General features: G+C 59.2%; 17 protein-coding genes. 3 read left to right on the top strand and 14 right to left on the bottom strand.

Going from position 1 to position 13,300, the window contains the following annotated elements; translation table 11 throughout:
• Nucleotides 1–33: 33 nt before the first annotated feature.
• The 9 genes from flgJ to flgB all read right to left on the bottom strand — a co-directional run bounded on the left by flgJ (nt 34) and on the right by flgB (nt 7,404).
• A complete protein-coding gene (gene flgJ, locus V6942_RS01125) occupies nt 34–984 on the bottom strand; it encodes a flagellar assembly peptidoglycan hydrolase FlgJ (protein WP_106926311.1) in 951 nt (316 codons plus the stop codon).
• Entirely contained in the window at nt 984–2,081 is a 1,098-nt protein-coding gene (locus V6942_RS01130; protein ID WP_106926309.1) for a flagellar basal body P-ring protein FlgI, read from the bottom strand. The genes flgJ and V6942_RS01130 overlap by 1 nt, the downstream gene beginning before the upstream one ends.
• A gap of 11 nt (nt 2,082–2,092) precedes the next feature.
• Nucleotides 2,093–2,791 carry a flagellar basal body L-ring protein FlgH gene (gene flgH / locus V6942_RS01135; RefSeq protein WP_106926307.1) on the bottom strand — a complete coding sequence of 233 codons (699 nt, stop codon included), beginning with the start codon at nt 2,789–2,791 and terminating at the stop codon, nt 2,093–2,095.
• Between the two features lie 205 nt (nt 2,792–2,996).
• Nucleotides 2,997–3,779 carry a flagellar basal-body rod protein FlgG gene (gene flgG / locus V6942_RS01140; protein WP_182929101.1) on the bottom strand — a complete coding sequence of 261 codons (783 nt, stop codon included), beginning with the start codon at nt 3,777–3,779 and terminating at the stop codon, nt 2,997–2,999.
• Between the two features lie 8 nt (nt 3,780–3,787).
• Complete coding sequence (locus V6942_RS01145; RefSeq protein WP_106926302.1) at nt 3,788–4,543, bottom strand: flagellar basal body rod protein FlgF; 756 nt, start codon at nt 4,541–4,543, stop codon at nt 3,788–3,790.
• A gap of 20 nt (nt 4,544–4,563) precedes the next feature.
• A complete protein-coding gene (flgE, locus tag V6942_RS01150) occupies nt 4,564–5,841 on the bottom strand; it encodes a flagellar hook protein FlgE (protein ID WP_106926300.1) in 1,278 nt (425 codons plus the stop codon).
• Between the two features lie 27 nt (nt 5,842–5,868).
• Nucleotides 5,869–6,570, bottom strand: a complete 702-nt coding sequence (gene flgD, locus V6942_RS01155; protein WP_106926298.1) for a flagellar hook assembly protein FlgD — start codon at nt 6,568–6,570, stop codon at nt 5,869–5,871.
• A 12-nt stretch (nt 6,571–6,582) separates the two neighbouring features.
• Nucleotides 6,583–6,987: a flagellar basal body rod protein FlgC gene (gene flgC, locus V6942_RS01160; RefSeq protein ID WP_064549094.1), complete on the bottom strand. Its 405-nt coding sequence runs from the start codon at nt 6,985–6,987 to the stop codon at nt 6,583–6,585.
• Between the two features lie 3 nt (nt 6,988–6,990).
• Entirely contained in the window at nt 6,991–7,404 is a 414-nt protein-coding gene (gene flgB / locus V6942_RS01165; protein ID WP_106926296.1) for a flagellar basal body rod protein FlgB, read from the bottom strand.
• A gap of 156 nt (nt 7,405–7,560) precedes the next feature.
• Here flgB and flgA point away from each other — a divergent pair, with 156 nt between their 5' ends.
• From flgA to flgN, 3 genes are all read left to right on the top strand, one after another.
• Nucleotides 7,561–8,220, top strand: a complete 660-nt coding sequence (gene flgA, locus V6942_RS01170; protein ID WP_106926294.1) for a flagellar basal body P-ring formation chaperone FlgA — start codon at nt 7,561–7,563, stop codon at nt 8,218–8,220.
• A gap of 97 nt (nt 8,221–8,317) precedes the next feature.
• The gene (gene flgM, locus V6942_RS01175) at nt 8,318–8,611 is read left to right on the top strand and encodes a flagellar biosynthesis anti-sigma factor FlgM (RefSeq protein ID WP_106926292.1); all 294 of its coding nucleotides are present in this window, start codon (nt 8,318–8,320) and stop codon (nt 8,609–8,611) included.
• A gap of 4 nt (nt 8,612–8,615) precedes the next feature.
• Nucleotides 8,616–9,047, top strand: a complete 432-nt coding sequence (flgN, locus tag V6942_RS01180; RefSeq protein WP_106926290.1) for a flagella biosynthesis chaperone FlgN — start codon at nt 8,616–8,618, stop codon at nt 9,045–9,047.
• A 42-nt stretch (nt 9,048–9,089) separates the two neighbouring features.
• Here the strand turns inward: flgN and murJ are convergent, their stop codons facing one another.
• The 5 genes from murJ to V6942_RS01205 all read right to left on the bottom strand — a co-directional run bounded on the left by murJ (nt 9,090) and on the right by V6942_RS01205 (nt 13,280).
• Nucleotides 9,090–10,625, bottom strand: coding sequence for a murein biosynthesis integral membrane protein MurJ (gene murJ, locus V6942_RS01185; protein ID WP_106926288.1), 1,536 nt, complete (start codon nt 10,623–10,625; stop codon nt 9,090–9,092).
• 173 nt (nt 10,626–10,798) lie between these two features.
• The gene (locus V6942_RS01190) at nt 10,799–11,722 is read right to left on the bottom strand and encodes a Gfo/Idh/MocA family protein (protein ID WP_182929102.1); all 924 of its coding nucleotides are present in this window, start codon (nt 11,720–11,722) and stop codon (nt 10,799–10,801) included.
• A 5-nt stretch (nt 11,723–11,727) separates the two neighbouring features.
• On the bottom strand, nt 11,728–12,378 hold the full coding sequence (locus tag V6942_RS01195; RefSeq protein WP_182965618.1) for a YceH family protein: 651 nt from the start codon (nt 12,376–12,378) through the stop codon (nt 11,728–11,730).
• A 9-nt stretch (nt 12,379–12,387) separates the two neighbouring features.
• The gene (gene rimJ / locus V6942_RS01200; protein WP_106926282.1) at nt 12,388–12,972 is read right to left on the bottom strand and encodes a ribosomal protein S5-alanine N-acetyltransferase; all 585 of its coding nucleotides are present in this window, start codon (nt 12,970–12,972) and stop codon (nt 12,388–12,390) included.
• 32 nt (nt 12,973–13,004) lie between these two features.
• On the bottom strand, nt 13,005–13,280 hold the full coding sequence (locus V6942_RS01205) for a hypothetical protein (RefSeq protein ID WP_182965620.1): 276 nt from the start codon (nt 13,278–13,280) through the stop codon (nt 13,005–13,007).
• Between the last annotated feature and the right edge of the window lie 20 nt (nt 13,281–13,300).

Here is a 13,300-nt window from a genome sequence, read left to right on the forward strand (position 1 = left end):
TTATCGGTTGGCGGACGGCAAACTTGAGATGAATCAGAACAGATTTTCAATATCATTTCGGTAGGCGCTGCTGACCTTATCGCTCATTGATTTCAACTGCTGAATCATGCTGGTCAGCTTGCGCGCGTACTGCGGATCGGTCGCATATCCGGCGTTCTGTAGCGCCTGCGCGCCCTGCTCTGCCGTCGCCGCCGAGGTCACCGCCGCATAGCGCGGGTTGCGGGTCAGCAGGCTGACATAGTCAGACAGCGCTTCCAGATACGAGCCGTAAACGCGGAACTTCGCCTTCACCTTTTTCGCCTCGCCGTTTTCAAATTCTGTGGTGGTGATCTCGGTAACCTTGCCCTTCCAGTCGCCGGACGCTTTCACGCCAAACAGGTTAAAGCTTGGTTCACCGTTCTCGCGGCGAATCTGCCGCTGGCCCCAGCCGGATTCCAGCGCCGCCTGCGCCAGAATCAGGTGATGCGGAATACCGCTCTGCTCGCTCGCCAGCCGCGCGGGCAGCGACAGCTGTGCGAGGAAGTCTTTACTGTCGCCGGACAGCGGCGTATCGCTGTTGTCCGGCGCCTTCGGCAGCGCTTTACGCACCATCTGCGTCAGCGCGGCGTTCTGGTAGCTGGTGACCGTTTGCATATCAAACTTCATCGGAACCTGGCCGACGGAGTCAGCCGGTTCCTGCTGCTGCGCCGACAGCTGTTTGACCATCTCATCGGCCAGGCCAAGGCCCTTCCCGGCGGTCATCTGTTGGGCGATTTGCTGGTCATACATACTGGTATAGAGCCGGGTCTGATCGCTGCTGAACAGCCCGTCTTTGGGCAGGGCTTCGCGCATACTTTTCAACATCATCTGCACGAACATCCCCTCCACCTGACGCGCCACCGGACGCAGGTTGGCCTGCGGGTCTTGCCCGGCTTTGGTTTTCAGCTCGTTCAGCGACTGCGCATCCCACGCGGCGCTAGACAGTAATTTGCTGTCGGTCAGCATCAGACAATCTCCACCTTGGCGCGCAGGCAGCCCGCGCTCTGCATGGCCTGAATAATCGACATCAGCTCCATTGGCGAAGCGCCCAGTGCGTTCAGCGCGCGCACTACGTTGTTAAGATTGGCGCTAGCGCGCACGCTCTGCAACGAACCGCCGCTCTGGCGCAGGTCTATCTGGGTTTGCGGTGTAACCACCGTCTGACCACCGGCGAACGGCGTATCCGGCTGGCTGACCTGTGCGGAACGGTTAACCGACACGGAGAGATTGCCCTGCGCCACGGCACAGGTATCCAGCGTCACTTCGCGGTTCATCACCACCGAACCGGTACGCGAGTTGATAATGATCTTCGCGTCCTGCGGCGGCATCCCCACTTCCAGGTTCTGGATATCGGCCAGTAACCGCACCTGACCGCTGCCACCGACCGGCGCGCGCACCTGGACGGTACGCGCGTCCAGCGCGGTGGCGTTACCCAGGCTGCTGCGGCGGTTAATGGTGTCGGCAATCTGCTGCGCCATAGTGAAGTCATCATCATTGAGCTGCAGATTGATGGTGTTGCCCGCGCCGAACTGGCTCGGCAGCTCGCGTTCAATGGTCGCGCCGCCGGTGATACGCCCGCCGTTAAGCTGGTTCACCTGAACGCTGCTGCCGCCCGCCGACGCGCCCGCGCCGCCGACCAGAATGTTGCCTTGAGCCAGCGCATACACCTGACTGTCGACGCCCTTCATCGGGGTCATCAGCAGCGTGCCGCCGCGCAGGCTTTTGGCGTTGCCCATGGAAGAGACCACCACATCGATGGTCTGCCCCTGACGACCAAAGGCCGGTAGCTGTGCGGTTACCATCACCGCCGCCACGTTTTTCAGCTGCATATTCGTGCCCGCTGGGACGGTGATCCCCAGCTGCGACAGCATGTTATTCAGGCTCTGGGTGGTGAACGGTGTCTGGGTCGTCTGATCGCCCGTGCCGTCCAGGCCCACGACCAGACCGTAGCCTATCAGCGAGTTTTCCCTGACGCCCTGGACGCTGGTCAGATCGCGGATGCGCTCGGCGTGCGCCAGGCCGGTGACCAGCACCAGCGCCAGAGTAAGCAGAGTTTTAAACATGGTTCACCTCGTTACATCGGCGATAAGTTAAGGAAGAAACGCTGCAGCCAGCCCATATTCTGCGCTTCGTTGATATAGCCGTTGCCGACGTATTCGATGCGCGCATCCGCCACCTGCGTCGACGGAACGGTGTTACTACCGCTGATCGTGCGCGGGTTAACCACGCCGGAGAAGCGGATAAATTCGGTCCCCTGGTTGATGGCGATTTGTTTCTCGCCCACCACGTGCAGGTTGCCGTTGACCAGCACCTGGTCGACGGTCACGGTCAGCGTGCCGCTAAAGGTGTTGCTGGCATTCGCGCCGCCCTTACCGTTAAACGAGTTGCTGCCGGAGGAGTCCACGTCGGCGCGCGCATTGCCAAACAGCCCTTGCAGATAGCGCGGCACCGTATCAATGCCAAAGCTGGTTTTGCCATCGCGGCTGGCATTCGCTGACGAGCTCTTGCTTGCGCTGACGTTTTCCTGCAGCTGAATGGTCAGCGTATCGCCAATATTGCGCGGACGACGGTCTTCAAACAGCGGCTGGTAGCCGTAGTTAATCGGCTGAGCGGTCTGGAAAATAGAACCGTTCACCACCGGCACCGGGCCGGGGATCGGTTGTGCGGTCGTCGCCCCTTCGACCAGCGGCTTAGAGGGGATCCATGCACATCCCGCCACGCTCATGGCGATGACGGTTAAAAGCGGATAACGAAACGCTGCGGATTTTTGCATTGTTTTCTTCTTCTGAATCTCGGGAACATCTCGGCCTCGCGTCGCTCAGCCTGGCGACGGAGTGCCGGATGGCGACGGAGTGCCGGATGGCGACGGAGTGCCGGATGGCGGCTTCGCCTTATCCGGCCTACAAACGATGGAAGTCCGTAGGCCGGATAAGCAACGTGAGCGTCGCCATCCGGCAATGTAGTCGCCCTGCTTACCGTTACAGCTGCGTCAGTTTTTGCAGCATCTGGTCAGTCGTCGATACCGCTTTACTGTTGATTTCGTACGCACGCTGCACCTGAATCATGTTGACCAGCTCTTCCGCCACGTTGACGTTCGAGGTTTCAACATAGCCCTGATACAGCAGCCCCGCGCCGTTCAAGCCCGGCGTGGTGTCGTTCGGTGCGCCCGACGCCTGGGTTTCGATGTACAGGTTTTCCCCGATACTTTCGAGACCGGTTTCGTTCATGAAGGTCGACAGGTTCAACTGCCCCACCTGCACCGGATTCGCCTGCCCCTGCTGGGTCACACTGACGATCCCGTCGCGGCCAATGGTGATGCTGATGGCGTTCGCCGGAATGGTGATCGCCGGCTGCACCTGATAGCCGCTGGAGGTCACCAGCTGGCCGTTCTGGTCAACCTGGAACGAGCCATCGCGGGTATACGCCGACGAGCCGTCCGGCAGCAGGATCTGGAAGAACCCTTCGCCTTTGATCGCCACGTCTTTGCTGTTATTGGTTTGCGACAGGTTGCCCTGGCTGTGCAGGCGCTCGGTGGCGACGGGGCGTACCCCGGTACCGATCTGCAGGCCGGAAGGCAGCGTCGTTTGCTCGGATGATTGCGCACCCGGCTGGCGCACGGTTTGATAGAGCAAGTCTTCAAACACCGCGCGCTGGCGCTTAAAACCATTAGTACTGACGTTCGCCAGGTTGTTGGCGATAACGTCCATATTGGTTTGCTGCGCGTCGAGACCGGTTTTGGCGATCCACAATGAACTGATCATAATTTTCCTTAGCTCATGGACAGCAGCTGGTTAGCTTTCTGCGTGTTTTCATCCACGCTGCTGATAACCTTCATCTGCATTTCAAAACGGCGCGAACTGGCGATCATATCCGCCATCGCCGCCACGGGTTTCACGTTGCTCCCCTCCAGCACGCCGGACTGCAGGCGCAGCGTCGGGTCGGCCTGCAGTGCCTGCCCGCGCGCGGCAATGGCCGTCGGCGTCAGGTGGAACAGCCCGTCATCGCCGCGGGCGACTTCGGTCGGGTTAGCTTTGACCATCTTCAGTTTGCCCACCGGCGACACCGTATTCGGCGGGTCCCCCGGGGTGAGCGCGGAGATGGTGCCATCGGCGGCAATGGTCACCTGCGAGCCTTCCGGCACGTTCAGCGGCCCGGCTTCGCCGATGACCGGGTTGCCCTGGATAGTCAGTTGTCCGGTGGCGCTGACCTGGATATTACCGTTGCGGGTATACCCTTCCGTGCCGTCGGCCGCGCGTACCGCCAGCCAGCCGTCCTGCTGCACCGCGACGTCCAGCGGACGCGCGGTGTAGTCGAGCTGCCCGGGCGTCATATCCGCCCCCGGCGTGGTGGCGGCAACCAGCGTACGGGTTTCCACAATCGGGCCGACCACCGGCACCGCGCGCATCGCCGTCAGCTGGGCGCGAAAGCCCGGCGTCGAGGTGTTGGCCAGGTTGCTCGCCGTGACCGCCTGCTGCTGCATGGTCTGGCTGGCGGCACCCATGGCCGTGTATATGGCGTGATCCATAACGTTACCCTGTTAAGCGATTAACGCAGGTTAACCAGCGTGTTGAGGATCTGATCCTGGGTCTTGATAGTCTGCGCGTTCGACTGATAGTTACGCTGCGCGACGATCATATTCACCAGCTCTTTGCTGAGGTCAACGTTGGATGCTTCCAGCGCACCGTTGGTCAGCGAGCCGAAGTTACCGGTACCGGCGGTGCCCAGCAGCGCGACACCGGAAGACTGAGTTGCCGACCAGACGTTGTCGCCTTCCGACTTCAGGCCTTCGTTGTTGGCGAAGTTCGCCAGCACGATCTGCCCCAGCAGCTGGCTTTGCTGGTTGGAGTAGTTACCCACCACCGTGCCGTCTTCGTTGATCTGGTAGCTCACCAGGTTGCCCGGCGCGAAGCCGTTCTGAGTGGTGGCGACGATATCGTTCGAACCGGTGTTCTGCTGCATCGAGTTGAGGAAGCTCAGGCTGAACGTGGTGTTAGTGGCGGAGCCATTTAACCCTGCGAGCGTAATATTGATCTGCGGAGCCGCATTCGCGCCTGTTGCCGTATCCAGAGCCCAACCGTCCGTTGCGGTGGCATCCGCTTTATAGTTCGTGACGCCAAGCAGCGTGCCGCTAGAGGAAAACTCCATCTGCGCCGCTTTCACCGGGGTTGCGCCGCTGACGCTAGAGTCCAGCGTCCAGACATCCCACTTGTTATCCGTGTTCTTCACGTAATAAACGTTCATGTCATGGGCGTTACCGAGGGTGTCATAAACCGTCACGGTACCCTTTTTGTTGTAGGTATCCGGATCGCTGGCGTTAAAGGTCTTGGTAATAGCGCTGTCGGTGGAGTTCAGGTTCATCTGCATCGCTGCCGTCGACGTCGCTTTTGCCGACATCAGCGTATTCGGAATCGTCAGCGCAACCGGGTTAGCCCCCTGCTGGATCGTCGCAGGTGAACCGGTAGCCGGGTAACCGGTCACGCTCAGGCCCTGGGTATTGACCAGATTGCGGTTTTCATCGAGCTTAAACTGGCCGTTACGGCTGTAGTAAACGGAACCATTGGCATCCACCAGGCGGAAGAAGCCGTTCTGGCTGATTGCCACGTCCAGCGCGCGGCCGGTGTTGGTTGTCGTACCGTCGGTAAAGTCCTGGGTAATTCCCGCCACTTTGACCCCCAGCCCGACTTTGGAGCCGGCGAACATATCGGCAAACGAGGCGGTCCCCGATTTAAAGCCATAGGTGGCGGAGTTGGCGATGTTGTTGCCGATAACATCGAGGTTGGTGGCAGCCGCGTTTAAACCGCTGACCGCTTGTGAAAAGGCCATAACGTCTCTCCTGAAATAGTTAAAGGCTTAAATAATCTGGCGAACCTGATCCAGCGTGGTGGTGCCGTACGTTCCCAAATCCAGTTTGTTGCCATCGCTGCCGAGCGTGACGCCCTGCACCAGTGCGAACTGCAGCGGCTGAACCACCAGCTGCGTGGTGCCCTGGCTGGCGGCAAAGTTGATGTTGTAGGCGCCGTCCGGCGCTGCGGTACCGTCGTCCATCTTGCCGTCCCAGGTATAGGTATGTACGCCCGCGGTCTGCGCCCCTAAGTTCAGCGTGCGGACGACCTTACCGGTACCGTCGACGATAGTGGCCGTCACCTTCTCAGCGGCCTGCGTCAGCTCAATACCAAACGGCGTGGTGTCCACGCTGGTCTCATCGCTGCTGTTTTTGCCTGCCAGAATGGTGCTGCCCGGAATCATCACCCCGTGGCCGACCAGCGCGCTGGCCTGCAGCGACTGGCCGCTGTTGATCTGTCCGGAGATAGACCCCAGCGTGGTGTTGAGCTTCTCAATGCCGCTCAGGGTGCTGATCTGCGCCAGCTGTGAGGTGAGTTCGTTGTTTTGCAGCGGATTGGTTGGATCCTGGTTTTTCAGCTGAGCGACCAGCAGCGTCAGAAAGCTGCTTTGCAGATCGGACGAACTGTTGGTGCCGGAACTGCTGAGCGACGACGATGACGAAGTCGCGCTGCTGCTGGTGGTATCGTTAATATTGGCTACGACAGACATCGGTGACCTCCGTTATTGCCCAAGCGTCAGCGTTTTGAGCATCATGCTCTTCACGGTATTGAGAACCTCGACGTTCGCCTGATAGCTGCGTGACGCCGACATGGTGTTAACCATCTCTCCCACGACATCCACGTTCGGCATACGTACATAGCCTTTAGCGTCCGCCAGCGGATTACCCGGTTGATAAACCAGCTTGTCCGGATCCTGGCTTTCCACCACGTCGGCCACCTTCACGCCGCCGGTCGCTGCCCCCATCGGGGCATCTACCTGGAACACCACCTGTTTGGCGCGATACGGCTGGCCGTCCGGCCCGGCTACGCTGTCGGCGTTCGCCAGGTTACTGGCGGCCACGTTAAGACGTTTGGACTGCGCGGTTAGCGCGGAGCCGGCAACGTCGAAGATATTGAGTAATGCCATGGATTAGTTCCCCTGCAGGACACTCATCATGCCCTTGATTTGTCCGCCCAGAACCGAAAGCCCGGTCTGGTACTGGAGGCTGTTATCGGCGAACTGCGTGCGTTCCCGGTCCATATCGACGGTGTTGCCGTCCAACGCGGGCTGGTCAGGAATGCGATACAACAGATCGGCGTTGGGCGTAGAGATCGCCTGGGCTGGAATATGCCGTTCAGAGGTCAGGGTCAGCGCCACGCCGCTGTTTTCCGGACGTCCGCGCGCCATCACTTTTTTAAGTTCGCTGGAAAAATCAATATCGCGCGCCTGAAACCCTGGGGTATCGGCGTTCGCGATATTGGCAGCCAGAATTTCCTGCCGTTCGGCGCGCAGGTTTAATGCCTCTTGCTGAAAACGTAATGCGGCGTCGAGTTTATCGAGCATGTCTCCTCCGCTAATGACAAAGTTTCAGCCGACAGCTTAATTCTCATTACGCGCGCGTCATCGCCGGAATAAACGCAATATGCGTCGCTATTTGTTGCGTTGATGTCATCGCAAGATGGGTAAAATACGTCCATTCGCCACCCACTGGAGCGTTCAATGCGTCAGCTCATTGCCCCACTCACCGCTGCGATACTGGCCTTTAGCCCGCTGGTTCAGGCGGCCGATATTCAGACGCAGCTGACTGCGTTTTTTAGCCAGCGGCTTGCCGGTTTTAGCGATGAAGTCAGCGTGAGTCTGCGCAATACGCAACGCCAGCCGCTTGCCTGCGAAGCGCCCACGTTCAGCACGCCGGGCAACTCGCGGCTGTGGGGAAATTTGACGGTGCAGGCCCAGTGCGGAAACGCGAAACAGTTTTTACAGGTCAACGTTCAGGCGATGGGTAACTACGTGGTCGCCGCCGCCCCCATCGTGCGCGGGGCCCCCATCGAAGCACAGAGCGTGGCGTTGATGCGTGGGCGACTCGACCAACTACCGCCGCGTACGATGCTCACGCTGTCGCAGGCAGAAGATGCCATCAGCCTGCGCGACGTGGCGATAGGCCAGCCGCTTCAGCTGTCGATGGTGCGCCAGTCATGGCGGGTGAAAGCCGGGCAAAAAGTCATGGTGGTTGCGCAGGGTGAAGGCTTTAGTATTAATAGTGAAGGCCAGGCGTTAAATAACGCCGCCGTTGCCCAGAACGCGCGGGTGCGAATGCCCTCTGGCCAGGTGGTCAGCGGGCAGGTCGGCGCTGATGGGAATATTCTGATTAATCTATAAACTTCTTAAAGAATATGTGTCGCTTGCCGATAGATAATTAACAATTAATGAGAGTCGGCGCCTGCGCCATACAAAAGCCTCCAATGAGGAATACATCATGAGCATCGATCGTACATCATCTTTGAAAGCGGTAACGGCGGTACAGCATCGCGAAACTCCGGAAACCCATTCACAGAAAGTGCGCGCGGAAAAAACCGAAACGGCCACCAGCGCCAGCGTCACCCTGAGCAATGCACAGACCGCACTGACCCGTTCAAGCAGCGGTGATATCAATATGGCGCGCGTTGAGGAACTGAAAACCGCCATTCGTAACGGCGAGTTAAAGATGGACACCGGTAAAATTGCCGACGCGTTAATCCAGGACACGCAAGATTATCTGCAGAGTAAATAATCACATGAGCAGTTTGTCAGCCATTCTGGACCAAATGACCAGCATCCTTCATTCGTTGAAAACGGTGATGGATGCTGAGCAACAGCAGCTCTCTGCGGGTAACGTTAACGGCCTGCAGCTTGCCAGCATTACGGAAGAGAAAAGCTCTCTGCTGGCCACGCTGGACTACCTGGAAAAACAGCGTCGCGTCGAACAAGACGCCCAGCGCAGCGACGATGCTGAAGACATCAGCGGCCGCTGGCAGCATATTACCGAGACCACGCAGCAGCTGCGTCGCTTAAACCAGCATAACGGCTGGCTTCTGGAAGGGCAGATTGTCCGCAACCAGCAGGCGATTGCGGTACTGAAGCCGTATCAGGAAACGGGGCTGTACGGAAAGGATGGTCAGGCGGCGGGCAACCCTATCGCCCGCAGCGCGAAGAAATTCTCTGTCTGACAGCGTGCGGGGTCAAAAACGACCCCGCGAAGTGCCCCTTCATTACGCCGTCCGGCGCGCAAACTCTTTAATCTTGAAGCCCAGAATCGCCAGCGTCGCAAAATAGGCCACCACGCCGACCACCACCACGCCCAGCAGGCGCAGCAGACGATATGGCATGGTGCCCAGAGACCACTCCGGCATTACGTACATCATGCCGAGCAGCGCGGCCGCCATGACCAGCACCGACACCACCAGACGCACTAAGAACGCGCCCCAGCCCGGCTGCGGCGTGAAGATTTTCTGCTTACGCAGCTGCCAGTACAGCAGCGCAGCGTTCAGACAGGCTGCCAGACCAATCGACAGCGACAGCCCGGCGTGTTTAAGCGGGCCGATAAACGCCAGGTTCATCACCTGGGTCATGATCAGCGTCACGATGGCAATTTTAACCGGCGTTTTAATGTCCTGACGCGAGTAAAAGCCCGGCGCCAGCACCTTCACCACAATCAGCCCCATCAGGCCAACCGAGTAGGCGACCAGCGCGCGCTGAGTCATGGCCGCGTCAAAGGCGGTAAACTTGCCATACTGGAACAGCGCGACGGTGAGCGGTTTAGCCAGAATACCCAACGCCACGGCGCTCGGCAGCGCCAGCAGGAAGCATAAACGCAGCCCCCAGTCCATCAGGCGGCAATATTCATCGTGGTTGCCGCTGGCGAAACTTTTCGACAGCGACGGCAGCAGAATGGTGCCCAGCGCCACGCCCAGAACGCCGGAGGGGAACTCCATCAGGCGATCGGCGTAGTACATCCACGACACGGAGCCCGAGACGAGGAACGAAGCAAAGATGGTATTGATGATGAGTGAGATCTGGCTGACCGAGACGCCGAGGATCGCCGGTCCCATCTGTTTCACCACCCGCACCGCGCCAGCATCTTTAAAGCTGATACGCGGCAGCACCAGCATGCCAATTTTTTTCAGGTGCGGCAGCTGATAGGCCAGCTGCAGCACGCCGCCGACCGTTACCGCCCACGCCAGCGCCAGCACCGGCGGATGGAAGTGCGGCGCGGCAAACAGCGCAAAGCCTATCATGCTGATATTGAGGAACGTCGGCGCAAAGGCCGGCACCGAGAAACGGTTCCAGGTGTTCAGAATGGCCCCCACCAGCGAAGCCAGCGAGATCAGCAGGATATACGGGAAGGTAATGCGCAGCAGCTGCGTGGTCAGCGCAAACTTATCGGCGGTATCGGCAAAGCCCGGTGCGGTAATGGTGATCACCCACGGCGCCGCCAGCATCCCGAGCACGGTGACGATCGCCAGCGCCAGCGTCAGCAGCCCGGAGACATAAGCGACAAAGACCCGCGTGGCCTCTTCGCCCTGTTTGCTTTTGTATTCGGCAAGAATCGGCACGAATGCCTGGGAAAAAGCGCCTTCGGCAAAGATACGGCGCAGCAGGTTCGGCAGCTTAAACGCCACGAAAAAGGCGTCGGTTGCCATACCGGCACCAAACACCCTGGCCACAATCGCGTCGCGCGCAAAACCCAGCACGCGCGAAAACATTGTCATCGAGCTGACGGCTGCCAGCGATTTTAATAGGTTCATTAACTTGTGATTCCACAAACCGGAACGAGCGCCCGATGGATGAGCGCTAAAAAAGTGGCGTTAGTCTACCGGGTTCGGGATGAATTGCTACTGCCAGTTGTTACAGTGGATTGCTCCGGTCATGTGCCATAGGGTGCCGGATGGCGCTGCGCTTATCCGGCCTACGGCACGTCCTACTCGCGGATCGCCTCACGCCACAACCCTTCAACGATACGCTGCGCCAGGATGGCCTGCTCTCCCGCCGTTTCCGGAACGGTCTGATTTTGCACGCATTCGATAAAGTGTCGCGCGCAACCCACAAAACCGCGCTGCTCAAGCGTGGTTTGCCAGCCGGGAATCGGCCGGGTCACCACGCCCGCGCCGCGCTCCTCACGCCATTCGCGCATGTCGGTCACGTCGTACAGACCACCGTCCGCGACCGCCAGCACTGACTCACGCTGGCTGCCCGCGCGGCGGTGCATGCTGGTGGTGATTTGCAGACCCGGCTGGCTGAAGTGATGCTCAGCATAGAACAGACAGCCTTCGTCGGTGGTGTGCAGAACGCCGCCGCCGAGCTTCGCTCTGCCCCCCGCCAGCCATAGCGCGGTGTCGACTACGTGCAGGTAATCATCAAGCAGGGTAAAGCGCAGATCGTGCGGCCCGACGCTGTCGCTACGGTGTTTATCCATGCGCAGCGAAGACATCTCTCCCGCGCGCTTTTTCAGCTCGCGATACAGCGGCGAGAAGCGACGGTTAAAGCCCACCATCAGGGTCAGATTTTTACGTGCCGCCAGCGCCACCAGGCGTTCGGCGTCGTCGAGCTTATCGGCCAGCGGCTTATCCACGCAGACGTGAACGCCGGCATTGAGCAGCTCGCTCACCACCGCGTAGTGCGAGGCGGTAGAGCTATGCACAAAGACCGCGTCGCACTGGGCCGCCAACGACGCCAGCGAGTCGGCATACGGCATTCGGTAGGCTTCGCACACCTTCAGCGCTTTCTCTTTGCCCGGCGACCACGCCGCCTGCAGCGTCCAGTCGGTCGCCGCGCTGACGACCGGCAGCCACGCCTTCTGGGCGATTCCGCCCAGCCCAACGACGCCAATGCGAATCTTCGCCATGCTGATTACTCCCCTAAATGCGCCAGCAGTGAATCCAGGCGCTGTTTCAGTTCGGCAACCTCACCTTCCAGCGCCTCAACGCGCGCGCGCAGATCGTCATCGACCGCCGACGCGTCGCTCTGAACCGCCGCAGCCTGGAGGTCGACCTCGCCGCTGAACAGATGCATGTAGCGGCTTTCACGTTTACCCGGCTCGCGCGGCAGGCGCACCACAAACGGGCCGTCCTCGCGATTTGCCAGCCGTTCAAGGGTGCTTTCGACTTCCGCCATATCGGCAAATTCGTGCATCCGCTGGGCGCGACCGCGCAGCTCGCCAGGGGTTTGAGCCCCGCGCAGCAGCAGCGTAGTGACCAGCGCCACTTCCGCGGAGGAGAGCTTCAGATCGCCGAACTCAGAGTTACAAAAACGCTGCTCGTATTTGGTCACACGATTGCCGAAGCCGCTCACCGTGCGTAAATAATGGCGCTTCACCAGGGTATCGAGCTGCTCCTGCACCTCGGCTTCGCTGAGCGTCATCACCGGCTCGCGGTTGGTTTTCTGGTTACAGGCCGTCGCCACGGCGTTAATGGACAGCGGATACTGCTCCGGCGTGGTGACCTGCTTTTCCAGCAGACAGCCGATCACTCGAGCTTCAAGAGGTGTTAATTGGTATTTCATCGTTTTTCCTTAGCGGCCAGGCGTCCATTGTGGGGTGGTTAACGCGGTCAGCACATGATCGCGCCATTCGCCGTCAATCAATAAGTAGTCCTTCGCATAACCTTCTTTTTCGAAGCCAAGGCGCGCCAGCAGATTCCCGCTGCGCTGATTATGCGGCATATAGTTCGCCATGATGCGGTGAATATGCTGCGTGCGCTGCATATAGCGAATGGCGCTGGTGAGCGCTTCGTACATCATGCCCTGCCCCTGCCATTTCTGGCCAATCGAGTAACCGAGATAGCAGGCGTGAAATGAACCGCGCACCACGTTGGAGAAATTGGCTACGCCGATAATTTCCTTCTCTTCCGGGTCGAGCAGCGCAAAATAAAAGGCCGTGCCCTGCTTATGGAATTCATTAATCATCGACAGGCGCGCCTGCCACCCGGAGGGGTAGCAGTGGCTGTCATCGCGAATGGGCTCCCAGGGTTTTAAAAACTGCCGATTTTCGGCGTAATAGTCCGCCAGACGCCATGCGTCTCGGTCATGGATCAGCCGAACAACCAGCCGGTCCGTCGTTAACCTCACTTTCGGCACATTACTGCGATAGCCAAACATCTCACTACTCCTGTACCCAATCTATACCCTGGTCATTTCACTATACCTGCCTGACGGCAGCCAATGAAAACAACACGCTGTCTTTTTGCATTGTGATAAAAAAGGGTTACCGCTGGCAATACGTGAAAAGGTGAGATAGCGCGGAAAATGAAGATGTTTCTCCTGGCCGGGCCTCTGCGGCTAAGCAATTGAGAAATGTGATAAAATGCAGCGGCGATTTTTTTGTCATCGGTGCCCCGTCTCGTGGCGTTATTGATCGGCGCACGCGACCGCTTTCGCGCCGTTTCGCGGCCCACGGCCTCAGCCATTTTGTCCGTCGGCGGCACTT

It is taken from the genome of Kluyvera genomosp. 2, from assembly GCF_036759865.1.
Classification (GTDB): Bacteria; Pseudomonadota; Gammaproteobacteria; order Enterobacterales; family Enterobacteriaceae; genus Kluyvera; species Kluyvera ascorbata_B.

Excerpts from the sequence above, each read along its gene's own strand:
- flgJ (WP_106926311.1), bottom strand. The coding sequence starts at position 984 with ATGCTGACCGACAGCAAATTACTGTCTAGCGCCGCGTGGGATGCGCAG.
- V6942_RS01130 (WP_106926309.1), bottom strand. The coding sequence starts at position 2,081 with ATGTTTAAAACTCTGCTTACTCTGGCGCTGGTGCTGGTCACCGGCCTG.
- flgH (WP_106926307.1), bottom strand. The coding sequence starts at position 2,791 with ATGCAAAAATCCGCAGCGTTTCGTTATCCGCTTTTAACCGTCATCGCC.
- flgG (WP_182929101.1), bottom strand. The coding sequence starts at position 3,779 with ATGATCAGTTCATTGTGGATCGCCAAAACCGGTCTCGACGCGCAGCAA.
- V6942_RS01145 (WP_106926302.1), bottom strand. The coding sequence starts at position 4,543 with ATGGATCACGCCATATACACGGCCATGGGTGCCGCCAGCCAGACCATG.
- flgE (WP_106926300.1), bottom strand. The coding sequence starts at position 5,841 with ATGGCCTTTTCACAAGCGGTCAGCGGTTTAAACGCGGCTGCCACCAAC.
- flgD (WP_106926298.1), bottom strand. The coding sequence starts at position 6,570 with ATGTCTGTCGTAGCCAATATTAACGATACCACCAGCAGCAGCGCGACT.
- flgC (WP_064549094.1), bottom strand. The coding sequence starts at position 6,987 with ATGGCATTACTCAATATCTTCGACGTTGCCGGCTCCGCGCTAACCGCG.
- flgB (WP_106926296.1), bottom strand. The coding sequence starts at position 7,404 with ATGCTCGATAAACTCGACGCCGCATTACGTTTTCAGCAAGAGGCATTA.
- flgA (WP_106926294.1), top strand. The coding sequence starts at position 7,561 with ATGCGTCAGCTCATTGCCCCACTCACCGCTGCGATACTGGCCTTTAGC.
- flgM (WP_106926292.1), top strand. The coding sequence starts at position 8,318 with ATGAGCATCGATCGTACATCATCTTTGAAAGCGGTAACGGCGGTACAG.
- flgN (WP_106926290.1), top strand. The coding sequence starts at position 8,616 with ATGAGCAGTTTGTCAGCCATTCTGGACCAAATGACCAGCATCCTTCAT.
- murJ (WP_106926288.1), bottom strand. The coding sequence starts at position 10,625 with ATGAACCTATTAAAATCGCTGGCAGCCGTCAGCTCGATGACAATGTTT.
- V6942_RS01190 (WP_182929102.1), bottom strand. The coding sequence starts at position 11,722 with ATGGCGAAGATTCGCATTGGCGTCGTTGGGCTGGGCGGAATCGCCCAG.
- V6942_RS01195 (WP_182965618.1), bottom strand. The coding sequence starts at position 12,378 with ATGAAATACCAATTAACACCTCTTGAAGCTCGAGTGATCGGCTGTCTG.
- rimJ (WP_106926282.1), bottom strand. The coding sequence starts at position 12,972 with ATGTTTGGCTATCGCAGTAATGTGCCGAAAGTGAGGTTAACGACGGAC.
- V6942_RS01205 (WP_182965620.1), bottom strand. The coding sequence starts at position 13,280 with ATGGCTGAGGCCGTGGGCCGCGAAACGGCGCGAAAGCGGTCGCGTGCG.